Genomic DNA, 14,430 nt, shown 5'->3' with positions numbered 1-14,430 from the left:
GTCGCCTGGCCGTCGTGGTCCGAGGGCTGCCCGATCCGTGCTGGGTGGCCGTGGCGGCCGACCGCGTCGGGTGGCGCAAGGCCTGGCCGTCCGCGGCGCGCCCGCCTGTGCCGTCGGCCGTGCGCTCGTCCGAGTTGGCTCGACGGCTCGGCGTCCGGCCGCCACGCACGGGCCGTCGTGGTCGGTCACCCGGCCGCGACCCGACCGCACACGGGCGGCGTACGGGCACGTGGGCCAGGTGTCCGTACGTCCGCCGTGCCGCTCAGGACCCCCGTGCGAACGGCGCGGGTGCCTCCCGGGCGGTGAACTCCTCCGCGTTCCAGGTGCCGTTCAGACAGGGGGCCAGCCACTCGGGGGCCATGGACCGGAAGGTGGCCGGGGGCAAGGCTCCGGCGGCTTCGGGGAGGGCGCCGAGCAGGGGGGCGCCGGCCGCTTCGGGAAGGTCGGTGACGTTGCAGCGGCAGGCGAGGCCGGGCGCGGTGGGCCAGCTGCCGATCACCACGCCGAGGAGATCCAGCTCGCGGGAACGCAGTTCACGGGCCGTCAGCTCCGTCGTGTTCAGCGTGCCCAGACCCGCCGTGGCCACGACCAGCACGGGGGCACCCAGCAGCTTCGCCGCGTCCGCCAGCGTGCCGCCGTCCGCGTCGAAGCGGACGAGCAGCCCGCCCGCGCCTTCCACCAGCACCAGATCGTGCTCGGTCGCCAGCTTGGCGGCGGCCTCGGCCACCTCGGGCGGACGCACCGGCGCCCGCCCGGCCCGCAGGGCCGCCGTCGCGGGCGCCAACGGCTCGGGATAGCGGGCGAGTTCGCGCGCCGTCACCGCACCGGCCAGCCGAGCGACCTCGTCGGCGTCCCCGCGCTCGCCCGGCCCCACGCCGGTCTGCGCGGGCTTCAGCACGGCCACCGACCGCCCGGCCGCGACGGCCGCAGCGGCGACGGCGGCCGTCGCCACCGTCTTGCCGACCTCCGTGCCCGTTCCCGTGATCACCAGTACCGGCATCTCAGCCCTCCCGCGCCGCCGCGCACACCGCGCGCGCGACCCGTGCCACGTCCACGTCACCGGTGACGTACGGCGGCATCGTGTACACCAGGTCACGGAACGGCCGCAGCCACACGCCCTCGCGCACGGCCGCCCGGGTGGCCGCCGCCATGTCCACCGCGTGGTCGAGCTGGACCACTCCGATGGCACCCAGGACCCGTACGTCCCGCACACCGGGCAACTCCGCCGCCGGAGCCAGTCCGTCCCGCAGGCCCGCCTCGATCCGCTTGACCTCCGCGAGCCAGTCCTGGCCGAGCAACAGCCCGATCGACGCGCACGCCACGGCCGCCGCCAGCGGGTTGCCCATGAACGTCGGCCCATGCGCCAGCACCGGCACCTCGCCCCGCGAGATCCCGTCCGCCACCCGCGCCGTGCACAGCGTCGCCGCCATCGTCAGATAGCCGCCGGTCAGCGCCTTGCCCACGCACATCACGTCCGGCGTCACGGCGGCGTGCTCCGCCGCGAACAGGGCGCCGGTGCGCCCGAACCCGGTCGCGATCTCGTCGAACACCAGGAGCACGTCGTGCGCGTCGCACACCTCGCGCAGCACCCGCAGATAGGCGGGGGAGTGGAAGCGCATCCCACCCGCGCCCTGGACCACGGGTTCGACGATCACGGCGGCCAGTTCGCCGGCGTGCCGTTCGACCGTCTCCCGCAGATGGTCGGCGTACGCCTCCTCGTACTCGGCCGGCGGCGCGTCCGCGAAGACCTGGCGCGGCAGCACCCCGGTCCACAGCTCGTGCATCCCGCCCTCGGGGTCGCACACGGACATCGGCTGCCAGGTGTCCCCGTGGTAGCCGCCCCGCCAGGTCAGCAGCCGCCGCTTGTCCGGGCGGCCGAGCGAGCGCCAGTACTGAAGGCACATCTTCACCGCGACCTCGACCGACACCGAACCGGAGTCGGAGAGGAACACATGCTCGAGGCCCTCTGGTGACATGTCGACAAGGAGCTTCGCGAGCCGGACGGCGGGCTCGTGCGTGAGCCCGCCGAACATCACGTGGCTCATCCGCTCCAGCTGCTCCCGTGCGGCCTCGTTCAGCACCGGGTGGTTGTAGCCGTGGATCGCCGCCCACCACGACGACATGCCGTCGACCAGTTCGCCCGAGCCGTCCGCGAGCCGCAGCCGCACCCCGCTCGCCGACTCCACGACGAGCGGTTCGTGGCGGCCGGGCATGGGTCCGTACGGGTGCCACACGTGCCGCCGGTCGAGCTCCAGCAGTTCGGGCACGCTCGGGCCGGGTGTGGTGTGCGGTTCAGGCATTGGGTGCGAGGTCCGTTCCGGCGCCCCGGCGGCGTACGGCGACGAGATCCGTACGCGGCTCGCTGCCGGTCGCGGCCGGTGCCGACGCCGTTTCCTCCGCCGGTGCCGCGGCGGAACCGCAGACCCCGCCACCCTGGTGCGACCCGCACCCCGGCCCCTCGTGCGCACAGCGGCCCGAGCCCTCGTGGGACCCGCACCCCGCGCCGTCGTGCGACCCGCACCCGCCCCCGGCCGCCACCCGGTGCTCGGGCAGCGTCACCTGGTCGGCGTCCTCCACCTCGAACCCGGCGTCCGCGATCATCTCCAGGTCGGCCTTGCCCGCCTGGCCCTCGCTCGTCAGATAGTCGCCGAGGAAGATCGAGTTGGCCAGGTGCAGCGCGAGGGGCTGCATGGTGCGCAGGTGCACCTCGCGGCCGCCCGCGATCCGCACCTCCACGTCCGGGCAGACGAACCGGACCATGGCCAGGATCCGCAGGCAGCGCTGCGGGGTCAGGTTCCACTCCTTGGCGAGCGGTGTGCCCTCGAACGGGATCAGGAAGTTCACCGGAACGGAGTCCGGGTCCAGCTCGCGCAGCGAGAAGACCACGTCGACCAGGTCCTCGTCGCTCTCGCCCATCCCGGCGATGAGCCCGGAGCAGGCGGACAGCCCGGCCGCGTGCGCCTTGTTCACCGTGTCCACCCGGTCGGCATAGGTGTGGGTGGTGGTGATGTCGCCGTACGTCGCCTCGGAGGTGTTGAGGTTGTGGTTGTAGGCGTCGGCCCCGGCCTCGCGCAGCCGTTCGGCCTGGCCGTCGGTGAGCAGTCCGAGGCAGGCGCACACCTCGACGCCCTCGTTCTGCTCCTTGATCGCCTTGATGGTGTCGGAGACCCGGTCCACGTCACGGTCGGTCGGGCCGCGCCCGCTGGCCACCAGGCAGACCCGCTTGGCGCCGCCCGCCAGCCCCGCCGCGGCGGCCCTGGAGGCGTCGTCGGGCTTGAGCCAGGTGTACTTGAGGATGTCGGCCTTCGAGCCGAGCCGCTGGGAGCAGTAGGAGCAGTCCTCGGGGCACAGGCCCGACTTGAGGTTGACGAGATAGTTGAGTTTCACCCGCCGGCCGAACCAGTGGCGGCGCACCTTCCCGGCCGCGGACACCACATCGAGCAGGTCGTCGTCCGAGGTGGCCAGTACGGCCAGAGCTTCCCCGCGGGTCGGCGACTCGCGCCGAAGCCCCTTGTCCACCAGCGTGTTCAGCAGGTTCATGAGAGCTGATCCTGTCCTACGGCCCGGTCCGCGGCCAAGGAGACTCCGCACAACGACGGGCACATCGACATGTGGGTATTGCCACATCATGGGCGGCCGGCCCTGCCGCTAGGGTCTGTCCACTGCCTACAAATGCCCCGGAGGACCCATGGCGTTCGGCTGGATCGAGGAGCAGGCGGACGCACGCCGCCGGGCCGGACTCGTACGGACCCTGCGGCCCCGCCCCGCCGACTCGCCGCTGCTCGACCTCGCCGGCAACGACTACCTGGGGCTGGCCCGCCATCCGGAGGTGACCGAGGGGGCCGCGGCCGCGGCGCGCACCTGGGGCGGCGGCTCGACCGGCTCCCGGCTGGTCACCGGCACCACCGAACTCCATGCCGAACTGGAGCACGAGCTGGCCGGTTTCTGCGGCTTCGAGGCGGCGCTGGTCTTCTCCTCCGGATACGCCGCGAACCTGGCCGCGGTCACCGCGCTCGCGCCGCACGGCTCGCTCGTCGTCTCCGACGAGGGCAACCACGCCTCGCTCATCGACGGCTGCCGGCTGGCCCGGGGCACGACGCAGGTCGTCGCGCACGCCGACCCGGACGCCGTGCGCAAGGCGCTCGGCACGCACGAGGGCCCGGCGGTGCTCGTGTCGGACACGGTGTTCTCGGTCGACGGCGACGCGGCCCCGCTGGCGGAGTTCGCCGCGGTCTGCCGGGAGCACGGTGCCGGTCTCGTCGTCGACGACGCCCACGGGCTGGGCGTCCTGGGCACCGGCGGCCGCGGCGCCGCGCACGCGGCCGGGCTGGCGGGCGCCGGCGATGTGGTCGTCACGGCCACGCTGTCGAAGTCGCTCGGCAGCCAGGGCGGAGTCGTCCTCGGGCCCGCGCGGGTGATCGACCACCTGGTCAACGCGGCCCGGACGTTCATCTTCGACACCGGTCTCGCCCCCGCGGCCGCGGGGGCCGCCCTCGCGGCGCTGCGACTGCTGCGCCGCGAGCCGGAGCGGGCGGCACGCGCACGTGCCGTGGCGGCCGAACTCCACGCACGCCTGACCGCCGCGGGCCTGGAGGCGGTACGTCCGGACGCCGCGGTGGTCTCGGTGCGCGCGCCGTCCCCGGAGCGGGCCGTGCGGTGGGCGGCCGACTGCCGGGCGGCCGGGCTGGCCGTGGGCTGCTTCCGTCCTCCTTCCGTGCCCGACGGCATCTCACGGCTGAGGCTGACCGCCCGCGCGGACCTCTCCGGGGCGCAGATCGAACGCGCTGTACGGGTGATCGGTGGAACACGACCATGAGTCGGCGTGACATGGCCGGGTGTCACCGGGCGTTGACCGGATTGTCCGTCAGGTGCGGTGTGTCGCAGCCATGAAGCCTGCCCAGCTCGCGGGGGAGAAGAGCAGTGCGGGCCCGGCCGGGGCCTTGGAGTCGCGCACGGCGAGCAGCCCGGCCCACGGTCCCGTGGCGGGCCGGGCCGTCTCGACGCAGTTGTTGGCTCCCGTGCTGTAGCTGCTGCGCAGCCAGCGCACGCCGTGCAGATCGGTGCTGGAAGGTACGTGCCGAGGCGGAGCGGACATGGTGCCTCCTTAACGCGGTACGCGGTTGTGCGCCGTCAGGGGGTCTGGCGTATCCCGGCGATGAAGTCCAACGAGTCCTCGGGCGAGAGGGCGTGGAGCCGCAGGGTGTCGAAGGCCTCGGCGTAGGCCTCTAGGTCTTCTTTCCGCTCGAGGTGGAGGCTACTCGTCAAGTGGTCGAGAACCACCACGTTCAGATCAGAAGCGTTCGAAAATGAGAAGATAACGAAAGGGCCGGTGATGCCGATGTGGGCGCCGGCGGCGAACGGCAACACCTGGAGCCGTACTTGGGGCAGCCGGGCTGCTTCCGTCAGCCGCTCCAACTGCCGCCTCATCACCTCGGGCCCGCCCACCTCCCGGCGCAGCACCGCCTCGTCCAGCACCGCGTCCAGCTCCAGCGGCGGTCGCGAGCGCAGCACGTCCTGGCGGGCCAGCCGCACCTCCACCAGCGCGTCCAGCCGGTCCTCGTCGAGCCCGTCCACGGCGGCCCGGGTGACCGCGCGCGCGTACTCGGGCGTCTGGAGCAGGCCGGGGACGACCGAGGTCTCCAGGGTGCGCATCCCGCTCGCCTGCGACTCCAGGCTGATGAAGTCCCGGTAGGTCGGCGGCAGCACTCCGCGATAGGCGTGCCACCAGTGGTGCCGGTCGCCGCCGTCGTCCAGCCCCGCCAGCACCAGGAGCAACTCGCGCAGTTGGGCGTCGTGGACCGCGTACGCGTCCAGGAGTGAGCGCACATCGGCCGGTTTCACCCCGCTGGTGCCGGTCTCGATCCGGCTGACCTTCGACTGGTGCCAGCCGACCAGGCGGGCCGCCTCACCGCTGGTGAGACCCGCGCCGGTGCGCAGGGCGCGCAGTTCGGCGCCCAGCTTCCGGCGGCGCACCTCGGGACCGTGTTGCATGGGCTACTCCCTCGCTCCCTCTGAACGCTCCACGCGACCCGCTCCGGATACGGTCTGCCGTCGCAGAGTTCACCGCATTGAGCGACAGATATATGCATATCTCGGTGGATCGCCACCGAGAGCGGAGTGCTGATGGCAGTCTGACGGCGAAGCACCAGTGCGGGACCGTACTCGAATCATCCGCTCAGTGTCGGACTCCGGCCCTGTGGGAAAGGGACGACGTCGCCATGGCAGACCATCTGGAAGCATCCGTCACTCTGCCGAGCGATCCCGCCTCGGTCTGCGCGGCCCGTGCCTATGTGGCCGGCACGCTCGCGGAGTGGGGCCTGCCGCCGGCCGCGGACACCGCCGAGACGGTCCGGCTCATCGTCTCCGAACTCGCCACCAACGCCGTACAGCACACTTTCGGGCAGTCACCCACCTTCACGGTGGACCTCGTCCTCGTGCGTGACGAACGACTGCACATCGGGGTCACCGACAGCCACCCCCGGTTCCCGAAACGCCTGCCGGCCGCCGTCCAGCAGGACAACGGCCGGGGCATGGTGATCATCCGGTGGCTCACCGCCGAGTGCGGCGGCAGTCTGACCGTGCGGCCGACCCGGGAGGGCGGCAAGACGGTCTGCATCGAACTTCCGTGGACGGTTCCCGCCCGCCCGGTGGCGGCCGCGGGTCAGGAACCGTAGGAACGTGCGGTGACGACGTCGAAGCTCCGCCACCGCACCGCATTGCGGCCGGGTCAGCGCACCCGGCCATACCAGACGCTCTTCGTCCAGATCTTCTGGAGCTTCACCACGTCCCCGGTCTTCGGGGCGTGCCAGATCTTGCCCTTGCCGGCGTAGATGCCCACGTGGTACACGTTCGAGCCCGAGTGGAAGAACACCAGGTCCCCGGCTCGGCGGCTGCCCGCGGAGATGTGCCGGCTCTTGTTGTACTGCTGTGCGGCCGTGCGGGGCAGCGTCTTGCCCGCCCTTTTGAACGAGTACAGCGTGAGCCCGGAGCAGTCGAACCTCCGCGGCCCCGTGGCGCCCCACTGGTAGGGCGACCCCTGCTTGGACGCCGCGATCCGCAGCGCCGTGTTCGCGGTCGTCGCGGCCGAGGCCTCGGAGGCCACACCCGGGACCACGATCGAGCCGCTCACGGCGGCCAGGGTCAGAGCCGAGGCCGTGCCGGCCCGGGCCATCAGCGACGGGACACGATTGAGCGCAGTCATGCGCAACCCTTCGTCAGCCGCCTGTGAAGGATGACCTGTCGGATTCGGGCTGGCGAAGTTGCCCGGCCGCGTTGCTGCGGCTTCACCCCAAGGGCTGCTCGGACCGGCCATGGCGTGACCGTTCCGGCGACCCGTCGTGCTTGGGTCCTCCACTCCTGCCGATCCACTCCTGTCGACCGGTCATCCGGGCGGCGGCAGGACTCGGCGTCCGCCCGGACCGCCCCGCCGTTGTGGCGGGGGCTTGTCGTCAGACAGGGATCTTCACCTACGGATGTCCGAAAATCCCAATGGAACCGCGTGTTTGTGTTGTTACTCACCACGCGCCCGTTCGGGTGGACACCCTCGCGATCGAACGGCTGCCCCCTCCCGCGACGACCCCCGGACCAGCACCGGAACACCTCATTCCGCCATCCGGGGAGGCGTGTTGCGCAACTGCGGCGGTCCCGAAAAGGGAGCTGAACCTACACCGAAAGGCGGTCGGTCATTCGGGGTGATTTCACCCCGTGTCCAGACAGACGGGCTCCTTCACCCGCCGAGACCGCGGCTGTGGATGACGTCAACTTCCGCAGTCGGGCGGCAGGGTGACACGGGCCGTGCGCCGCTCGCCGTCCAGCACTCGCAGCGCCCGGGCCAGAGTGTCCGCGTGCAGCTCGGTCTCGCCCCGCCGGTGCATCAGTGCCAGCGTGTCCCGCAGCTCCATCGCCCTGCCGACGAGCGCCTGGGCGGCCCTCAGGGCCCGGTAGGTGTCTCCGGGCCGGCCCGGGTTGACGCGGCCCAGCAAGTCGGCCGCCTCCAGGTAACGGTCGATCAGCTCCGCCTCGGCGCGGGTCAGTGCCGGCAGGGGCGGCAGCTCGGGTGGCAGCATCGGCGGCTCACCCCGCGTCCGGCGCGGTACGCGTGCCCCCGCGGGTCTGGGCGATTCGGTCAATCAATCCATATTTCAGGGCCTCTTGTGCGTCCAGCACCTGCTCCCGCTCCAGGTCGGTCCGCACCTGCCGGGCGGACCGCCCGGTGCTCCGCGCGAGCAGTTCCTCCAGGCGGGCGCGCACCCGTGTCAGCTCGTCCGCCTGGATCGCCAGGTCGGACGCCTGGCCCTCGACCGGCTCGGGCAGCGACGGCTGCCGCAGCACCACGCGGGGGCCGGGCAGCGCGTACCGCTTGCCCGGGGTGCCCGCGGCCAGTAGTACCGCCGCTGACGCGACGGCCTGGCCCAGGCAGATCGTCTCCACGTCGCAGCACACGTACCGCATCGTGTCGTGGACGGCCAGCATCGCGCTGAACGAGCCGCCGGGGGAGTTGATGTAGAGCGAGATGTCCCGGTCGGGCGTCCGGTGCTCCAGGTGGACGAACTGCGCGATGACGTCGTTCGCCGCGGTGTCGTCGATGGGTGTGCCGAGGAGGACGATCCGCTCCTCGAGCAGTTTCGCGTACGGATCCAGGGACCGCCGGCCGGCGCTGGTGATCTCGGTGAACTCCGGCAGGACGTAGCGGGCGGACGGTCGCGTCATGGCGCACCCCTCCATGCGGCGGTGCCGTCTCCGGTCGGAGCGGCCTCTGTAAAAAATGTACAGGACGTACGTAAGTCGCGGCGAGCTTTCCGGGGCCGGGTGCGGGAACGGCCTCGGGTCGTGCACGGCGTCCTCCGGGGTGAAGCTGGAAGCACGGGCGCTCGACGACCCAGGGGACTGGTCATGGTGTTCTTCGCGATGTCCGAGCGGCACCCTCTCCCGCCGCTCTCCGCCACCGATCCGGTGCTCGAGCACGAGCGGCTGCACCAGGAGATCGAGCAGCTCCAGCGGGCCCTGACCTCGCACGCGGTCATCGACCAGGCGATCGGCGCCGTGGTGACCTTCGGGCAGATCCCGCCGGAGGACGCCTGGCAGGTCCTGCGGGAGGTCTCCCAGCGGTCCAACACCAAGCTGCGCACGGTGGCCGAGCACGTGCTGAAGTTCGCCCAGGGCGGTGCTCTGCCCGACATCGAGCTGGAGCAGCTGAGGCGGGCGCTGGGGCGGTACTCCGCACGCTTCTGCGGTGAGCGGTCGCAGCCCTGAGAGCGGCGTGAACGCCCCGTAAGGTGGGGGTATGGCCTACGAGATTCCGGTGACGCAAGCCAGGGCTGAGCTCGCCGACCTGATCAACCGGGTGGTGTACGGCGGAGAGCGCGTGGTCGTCACGCGGCACGGCAAGCCGCTCGTCGCCCTGGTCTCCGCCGCCGATCTGGAACGACTCGAGCAGCTCGCGGAGCCTGCCGGGGACCCGGGGGTCGGCGCCGTCTCGCAGGTTCGCGACGTCCCGTCCGTCTCTCCTCAGCAGCAGCGCTTCGGCATCACGGCGGACCATCGGGGGCCGGAGGTCCGCTAGCGGGTGAGGCCCGGGCTGGCGCGTTTCCGCGTCGCCGGCGGGTCTGAACTGCACTGCCCGAAGAGGCAGTTGAATTCCCTGCGGGGCCCGTGAGGGCCCCGCCCTGCTGTCACGCCGCAAGGCGGCGCGCTCCGGCGGCCGGGTGAGTGACGAACAGCCCTAGTGCTGTGACCGGAAAGGTTTGCCGGAAAGCTCGCGGCGTCCGGTGCTGGGGGTACCTCCCACGCCGTTCAGGCTGTGGGGGAGCATCGCAAGGCGGAGTATCGCCCGCGTACTGGATGTACTCAGGTGATGCGACAACGCGGCGTGGGGGTACCCCCGGCCGAAGGCTGGGGGAGTGCCGTGCCGGGCGTCGCGAGCCGGTGAACCTTTCCGGACGCAGCACTAGCTCCAGGCCGTTGCCGAGCCCCTTGGTACTCCGCTCAGCGGGACACGCCGCGCCGCTTATCGGATTGGCAAAGAAGGTCAACGACCCCTGTTCTCAGGGACCTCACAGCAGCAAGGATCCCCGTACCCAATTCGCAACGATGTACGGGGAGGTCCCACTTGAGGGACATGAGACCCAAGAACCGTGCGCTGGCGCTCGGTTCGGCCAGCGCGCTGGTCACAGCGACCCTGATGGCCGGCGCCATGGCGACGCCCGCAGCCGGAGCGAACAACGGCCAGGGCCAGGACCGCGAGACCCGCGGCGCGGCGATCGCCGCGGAGCGTGCCGCGAAGGCCGGCATCGACTGGCAGGACTGCCCCGCCGACTGGGGGCTGGTCAAGCCCATCCAGTGCGGATACGTCTCGGTGCCGCTCGACTACGCCGACCCGTACGGCAAGCAGATCAAGCTGGCCGTCGACCGTATCGGCAACACCGGCACCAAGGAGGAGCGCCAGGGCGCCCTCGTCTACAACCCGGGCGGCCCCGGCGGTTCGGGCCTGCGCTTCCCGACCCGGGTCACCAACAAGAACGTCATCTGGGCCAACGTCGCGAAGGCCTACGACTTCGTCGGCTTCGACCCGCGCGGTGTCGGCCACTCGGCGCCCATCTCCTGCGCGGACCCGCAGAAGTTCGCCCAGGGTTCCGGGATGGACCCGGTGCCCGACTCCGAGGCCGACAAGAGCATCCAGCGCAAGCTGGCCCGCGAGTACGCGCAGGGCTGCTACGAGCGCACCGGCGCCGCCATGCTCCAGTCGATGACCACCGCGAACACGGTCCGCGACCTGGACGTCATCCGCGCCGCGCTCGGCGAGCAGAAGCTCAACTTCCTCGGCGTCTCCTACGGCACCTACCTCGGCGCCGTCTACGGCACCATGTTCCCGGGACACGTGCGCCGGATGGTCGTCGACAGCGTGGTCAACCCGGCGCGCGAGAACATCTGGTACCAGGCCAACCTGAACCAGGACACCGCCTTCGAGGGCCGCTGGAAGGACTGGCAGGACTGGGTCGCCGCGAACGACGCCACCTACCACCTGGGCGCCACCCGCGACGCCGTCCAGGAGCAGTGGCTGAAGCTGCGCGCCACCGCCAAGAAGAGCCCCATCGGCGGGGTCGTCGGCCCCAACGAGCTGATCTCCTTCTTCCAGAGCGCGCCGTACTACGACTCGTCGTGGGCGCCGGTGGCGAGGGTGTTCAGCAAGTACGTCGCCGGTGACACCCAGGCGCTGATCGACGCCGCCGCCCCGGACATGTCCGACATCGCGGGCAACATCTCCTCGGAGAACGGCAACGCCGTCTACACCGCCGTGGAGTGCACCGACGCCAAGTGGCCCACCAACTGGCAGACGTGGGACCGGGACAACACGCGGCTCCACAAGACAGCCCCGTTCATGACGTGGGCCAACGCGTGGATGAACCTGCCGTGCGCCACGTGGCCGGTCAAGCAGCAGAACCCGGTGGACGTGAAGACCGGCAAGGGCCTGCCGCAGGTGCTGATCGTGCAGTCCACGCGTGACGCCGCCACCCCGTACGCGGGCGCCGTCGAGCTGCACAAGCGCTTCGCGGGCTCCCGTCTGATCACGGAGAAGGACGCGGGCTCCCACGGCGTCACCGGCCTGGCCAACCCGTGCATCAACGACCGGGTGGACACCTACCTGCTCACCGGCAAGGTCGACACTGCGGACGTGACCTGCGCACCGCACGCCACGCCGAAGGCGTAGCGATCGGCGGAAGGTGACGACGAGGGGCGGCCGGACACCCGGCCGCCCCTCTCGCGTCTACGGCGTGCCCCGCGGCGTCAGGTGAGCGGCGCGCGCGGGAACCTGCGCCTGTCGCCCTTCGCATCGTCCTGCGCCGCCTTGGCCACGGCCGCGTACTGGTCGACGTACTCCTGCTCGGACAGCGACAGGATGGCGTACATGATCTCGTCGGTGGCGGCGCGCAGGATCGCCTTCTCGTTCTCCATGCCCGCGTAGCGGGAGAAGTCCAGCGGCTTGCCGAAGCGGATCACGATCGGGTGCGGGCGCGGGACGGTCTTCCCGGGCGGCTGGGCCTCGAACGTGCCGATCATCGCGCACGGGACGACCGGCACCCCGGCCTTGAGCGCCATGACCGCGACGCCGACCTTGCCCTTGTACAGGCGGCCGTCGTGCGACCGGGTGCCCTCCGGGTAGATGCCGAGCAGCTCGCCCTTGCGCAGCACCCCGAGCCCCTCCCGGATCGCGGCCTGCCCGGCCTCCTTGCCCGAGCGGTCCACCGGGATCTGCCCCGCGCTGCGGAAGAAGGCCGCGGTGAGCCGGCCCTTGATGCCCGGGCCTGTGAAGTACTCGGCCTTGGCCAGGAAGGTGATCCGCCGCTTCAGGATCGCGGGCATCAGGAAGTGGTCCGAGAACGACAGGTGGTTGCCCGCGACGATGGCCGCTCCCGAGGCCGGCACGTGCTCCAGCCCCTCGATACGGGGCCGGAAGACCAATCTGAGCAGCGGTCCCAGCAGAACGTATTTGAGCAGGTAGTAGAACACGGTTCGCCCCTCACTCCGACCAGCTCGGCTTCAGACCGGTGTTTTGCCAGGTAAAGGGCAGGATCCCGGAATTGGTCCACGTGCGTCAGTAGTCATCTGTAACCGACTTCGACCGTGCTCATGCTGACCCGTCGCCCCCGTGCCGGACGGACGTGCCGGTATGCGGCAGACGGGTGGCGTGGACCTGCGAGAATGAGGCCCATGCCAGGGTCCGAGGGTTTTGAGTCCGAGTCCGAACGCGTCACGCGACAGCTGCGCGACCAGATCCTCGACGGTGCCCGTCGGCCAGGCAGCAAACTCGTCGAACGGGAACTCGCCGCCGAACTCGGGGTGAGCCGACTCCCGGTCCGCGAGGCCCTGAAGGCGCTGGTGGCGGAGGGACTGGTCACACCGCGCCCGCGCACCTGGGCCGTCGTGCGCGAGTTCACCTCCACCGACATCTCCGACCTCGACGAGGTCCGCACCGCCCTGGAGACGCTGACGTTCCGGCTCGCGGCTCAGCGGCGCAACCGCGCCGGCCTGGAGAAGCTGCGCGCGGACCTGGACTCCGAGCTCGAAGCGGCGCGCCAGGGAGACGCCGTCAAGGCGCGGCGGGCCGCGGCCGACTTCCACGAGACCGTGACGGCGATGGCCGCCAACGAGCTGCTGAACGAGCTGGGTACCACGCTCCGAAGCCGTATGCGCTGGCTGCTGGCCCAGCACGACGACCTCGTGACCGTCGCGAAGGAGCACGAGGCGCTCTACGAGGCGATCGAGGACCGGGACGTGCCGAGAGTCGAGGAGCTGGTCATGAAGCACCTGGCCACCAGCCGCGACGTCGCCTCGACCCACCGCAGGCAGTTGCCGCGATAGCTTGAGAACGCGCTCGGCGGCGGCCGGACGGACGGGGAACCGGTGCATCTTCCCGGAGTCCGCGCGAGCCGGCCGGCGGGGGCCGCGACTGCCCGGCCCCGGGCCGGAGGACACCCGGGCCGGAAGACATGTGGGTGGCCGGAAGCCCCCCGGGGGGCGGGCCCGAGGGCTGGACCTGCGCTCTGGGGCTTCCTAGGGTTCTGACGTCGTCGGACGACCGAGAAGGGGGCCGGATGGAAACGGTGGGGCGCGTGTCGATCGTCGACACCGTGATCAGTGAGCTACGCGCGGAGATCGCCCGGGGCGCATGGCAGGTCGGCGAACGGATCCCGCCGGAGGGCCAGCTGGCCGAGTCCCTCGGCGTGAGCCGGCTCTCGGTCCGCGAAGCCGTCCGCGTGCTGGTGCACTCCGGACTGCTGAGCACCCGCCAGGGCGCCGGCACCTACGTGACCGCCACCGACGAGGGCCAGATCGCGCTCCGCCGCCACCTCGGCGGCGTGACGGCCGGCGACATCCTCGACGTGCGGCGCGGCCTGGACATCGTCGCGGCCCGGTTGGCCGCCACCGCGCGGACCGAGGAGGACCTCACGGCGCTCCGCCAGGCCATGGACCGGCGCACCGCCGCGGGGCGGGCCGCCGACCTGGACACGTTCACCGACGCCGACGTCGACTTCCACCTGTGTGTCGCGGAGGCCGCGCACAACCCGCTGCTCCGGGACCTGTACCGGAACATGAGCGACGCCCTGCGGGAGACCGTCAAGGCCGGCCGGTGCATGGACGAGGCCGGCGAGGACCTGTTCCACAGCGCTCTGTTCGAGGCGGTGAGCGCCGGCGACCCGGTCGCCGCGACCAGCGCCGCGCTGGCGATCCTCGAAGGCGGCGACGAAGAGGACGCGTGAGCGCCGCGGCGGCGATCCGAGGGCGGCTCCCGACGGCCCTCCGGACGGCGGCGGCCGGGGCGGCGAGGGGCGTGAACCCGGCCGGCCCGGCCGTCGCCGTGTGCGGGGCCTGTGGGGCCGACGACCCCGTTCCGGGCCAGGGACGCCGGGCGGGCCCGGCGGGGGAGCGGAG

The 14,430-nt window shown here is 71.7% G+C and carries 16 protein-coding genes and 1 riboswitch; of the genes, 7 read left to right on the top strand and 9 right to left on the bottom strand.

The features are described 5' to 3' along the window. Positions 1–262 precede the first annotated feature (262 nt). Genes bioD through bioB form a run of 3 tightly spaced genes read right to left on the bottom strand, consistent with a single transcriptional unit; the run spans position 263 to position 3,540 of the window. Entirely contained in the window at positions 263–1,000 is a 738-nt protein-coding gene (gene bioD, locus ABZ818_RS16345) for a dethiobiotin synthase (protein ID WP_361414738.1), read from the bottom strand. A 1-nt stretch (position 1,001) separates the two neighbouring features. Next, positions 1,002–2,300: an adenosylmethionine--8-amino-7-oxononanoate transaminase gene (locus tag ABZ818_RS16340; protein ID WP_361414736.1), complete on the bottom strand. Its 1,299-nt coding sequence runs from the start codon at positions 2,298–2,300 to the stop codon at positions 1,002–1,004. Beyond that, the gene (gene bioB, locus ABZ818_RS16335; protein WP_361414734.1) at positions 2,293–3,540 is read right to left on the bottom strand and encodes a biotin synthase BioB; all 1,248 of its coding nucleotides are present in this window, start codon (positions 3,538–3,540) and stop codon (positions 2,293–2,295) included. Before bioB ends, ABZ818_RS16340 begins: the two co-directional genes overlap by 8 nt. 148 nt (positions 3,541–3,688) lie before the next feature. On the opposite strand from bioB, the gene ABZ818_RS16330 reads away from it, so the two are divergent. Further along, positions 3,689–4,816 (top strand): 8-amino-7-oxononanoate synthase, encoded by a 1,128-nt coding sequence (locus ABZ818_RS16330; RefSeq protein WP_361414732.1) that lies wholly within the window; start codon positions 3,689–3,691, stop codon positions 4,814–4,816. 48 nt (positions 4,817–4,864) lie between these two features. Here the strand turns inward: ABZ818_RS16330 and ABZ818_RS16325 are convergent, their stop codons facing one another. Further along, entirely contained in the window at positions 4,865–5,095 is a 231-nt protein-coding gene (locus ABZ818_RS16325; protein ID WP_361414730.1) for a DUF397 domain-containing protein, read from the bottom strand. Between the two features lie 35 nt (positions 5,096–5,130). Then, positions 5,131–5,991, bottom strand: coding sequence for a helix-turn-helix transcriptional regulator (locus ABZ818_RS16320; protein WP_361414728.1), 861 nt, complete (start codon positions 5,989–5,991; stop codon positions 5,131–5,133). 227 nt (positions 5,992–6,218) lie between these two features. On the opposite strand from ABZ818_RS16320, the gene ABZ818_RS16315 reads away from it, so the two are divergent. Then, a complete protein-coding gene (locus ABZ818_RS16315; RefSeq protein ID WP_361414726.1) occupies positions 6,219–6,674 on the top strand; it encodes an ATP-binding protein in 456 nt (151 codons plus the stop codon). A 53-nt stretch (positions 6,675–6,727) separates the two neighbouring features. Here ABZ818_RS16315 and ABZ818_RS16310 read toward each other — a convergent pair whose 3' ends face one another. From ABZ818_RS16310 to ABZ818_RS16300, 3 genes are all read right to left on the bottom strand, one after another. Beyond that, the gene (locus ABZ818_RS16310; RefSeq protein ID WP_361414724.1) at positions 6,728–7,201 is read right to left on the bottom strand and encodes a C40 family peptidase; all 474 of its coding nucleotides are present in this window, start codon (positions 7,199–7,201) and stop codon (positions 6,728–6,730) included. A gap of 3 nt (positions 7,202–7,204) precedes the next feature. After that, positions 7,205–7,418, bottom strand: a riboswitch (cyclic di-AMP (ydaO/yuaA leader). A 339-nt stretch (positions 7,419–7,757) separates the two neighbouring features. Further along, entirely contained in the window at positions 7,758–8,066 is a 309-nt protein-coding gene (locus ABZ818_RS16305) for a hypothetical protein (protein ID WP_361414722.1), read from the bottom strand. A 7-nt stretch (positions 8,067–8,073) separates the two neighbouring features. Continuing rightward, positions 8,074–8,709: an ATP-dependent Clp protease proteolytic subunit gene (locus ABZ818_RS16300; protein ID WP_361414720.1), complete on the bottom strand. Its 636-nt coding sequence runs from the start codon at positions 8,707–8,709 to the stop codon at positions 8,074–8,076. Between the two features lie 183 nt (positions 8,710–8,892). Here ABZ818_RS16300 and ABZ818_RS16295 point away from each other — a divergent pair, with 183 nt between their 5' ends. The 3 genes from ABZ818_RS16295 (at position 8,893) to ABZ818_RS16285 (ending at position 11,707) form a co-directional block, all read left to right on the top strand. Next, entirely contained in the window at positions 8,893–9,252 is a 360-nt protein-coding gene (locus ABZ818_RS16295; RefSeq protein ID WP_361414718.1) for an ANTAR domain-containing protein, read from the top strand. A gap of 31 nt (positions 9,253–9,283) precedes the next feature. Then, complete coding sequence (locus tag ABZ818_RS16290; RefSeq protein ID WP_361414716.1) at positions 9,284–9,562, top strand: type II toxin-antitoxin system Phd/YefM family antitoxin; 279 nt, start codon at positions 9,284–9,286, stop codon at positions 9,560–9,562. 555 nt (positions 9,563–10,117) lie between these two features. Continuing rightward, entirely contained in the window at positions 10,118–11,707 is a 1,590-nt protein-coding gene (locus ABZ818_RS16285) for an alpha/beta hydrolase (protein ID WP_361414714.1), read from the top strand. 77 nt (positions 11,708–11,784) lie between these two features. Here ABZ818_RS16285 and ABZ818_RS16280 read toward each other — a convergent pair whose 3' ends face one another. Next, positions 11,785–12,507 (bottom strand): lysophospholipid acyltransferase family protein, encoded by a 723-nt coding sequence (locus tag ABZ818_RS16280; RefSeq protein WP_361414712.1) that lies wholly within the window; start codon positions 12,505–12,507, stop codon positions 11,785–11,787. 201 nt (positions 12,508–12,708) lie between these two features. Here ABZ818_RS16280 and ABZ818_RS16275 point away from each other — a divergent pair, with 201 nt between their 5' ends. Continuing rightward, entirely contained in the window at positions 12,709–13,359 is a 651-nt protein-coding gene (locus ABZ818_RS16275) for a GntR family transcriptional regulator (RefSeq protein ID WP_361414710.1), read from the top strand. A 233-nt stretch (positions 13,360–13,592) separates the two neighbouring features. After that, a complete protein-coding gene (locus ABZ818_RS16270) occupies positions 13,593–14,258 on the top strand; it encodes a FadR/GntR family transcriptional regulator (protein WP_361414708.1) in 666 nt (221 codons plus the stop codon). The last annotated feature ends 172 nt before the right edge of the window (positions 14,259–14,430 follow it).

It is taken from the genome of Streptomyces sp. NPDC047453, assembly GCF_040643155.1.
Taxonomy (GTDB): domain Bacteria; phylum Actinomycetota; class Actinomycetes; order Streptomycetales; family Streptomycetaceae; genus Streptomyces.
This window is presented reverse-complemented; position numbering and strand designations above follow the sequence as displayed.

Coding starts and splice junctions, on each gene's coding strand:
- ABZ818_RS16330 (WP_361414732.1), top strand. CDS start 3,689: ATGGCGTTCGGCTGGATCGAGGAGCAGGCGGACGCACGCCGCCGGGCC.
- bioD (WP_361414738.1), bottom strand. CDS start 1,000: ATGCCGGTACTGGTGATCACGGGAACGGGCACGGAGGTCGGCAAGACG.
- ABZ818_RS16310 (WP_361414724.1), bottom strand. CDS start 7,201: ATGACTGCGCTCAATCGTGTCCCGTCGCTGATGGCCCGGGCCGGCACG.
- ABZ818_RS16295 (WP_361414718.1), top strand. CDS start 8,893: ATGGTGTTCTTCGCGATGTCCGAGCGGCACCCTCTCCCGCCGCTCTCC.
- ABZ818_RS16325 (WP_361414730.1), bottom strand. CDS start 5,095: ATGTCCGCTCCGCCTCGGCACGTACCTTCCAGCACCGATCTGCACGGC.
- ABZ818_RS16315 (WP_361414726.1), top strand. CDS start 6,219: ATGGCAGACCATCTGGAAGCATCCGTCACTCTGCCGAGCGATCCCGCC.
- ABZ818_RS16305 (WP_361414722.1), bottom strand. CDS start 8,066: ATGCTGCCACCCGAGCTGCCGCCCCTGCCGGCACTGACCCGCGCCGAG.
- ABZ818_RS16300 (WP_361414720.1), bottom strand. CDS start 8,709: ATGACGCGACCGTCCGCCCGCTACGTCCTGCCGGAGTTCACCGAGATC.
- bioB (WP_361414734.1), bottom strand. CDS start 3,540: ATGAACCTGCTGAACACGCTGGTGGACAAGGGGCTTCGGCGCGAGTCG.
- ABZ818_RS16290 (WP_361414716.1), top strand. CDS start 9,284: ATGGCCTACGAGATTCCGGTGACGCAAGCCAGGGCTGAGCTCGCCGAC.
- ABZ818_RS16340 (WP_361414736.1), bottom strand. CDS start 2,300: ATGCCTGAACCGCACACCACACCCGGCCCGAGCGTGCCCGAACTGCTG.
- ABZ818_RS16320 (WP_361414728.1), bottom strand. CDS start 5,991: ATGCAACACGGTCCCGAGGTGCGCCGCCGGAAGCTGGGCGCCGAACTG.
- ABZ818_RS16275 (WP_361414710.1), top strand. CDS start 12,709: ATGCCAGGGTCCGAGGGTTTTGAGTCCGAGTCCGAACGCGTCACGCGA.
- ABZ818_RS16285 (WP_361414714.1), top strand. CDS start 10,118: ATGAGACCCAAGAACCGTGCGCTGGCGCTCGGTTCGGCCAGCGCGCTG.
- ABZ818_RS16270 (WP_361414708.1), top strand. CDS start 13,593: ATGGAAACGGTGGGGCGCGTGTCGATCGTCGACACCGTGATCAGTGAG.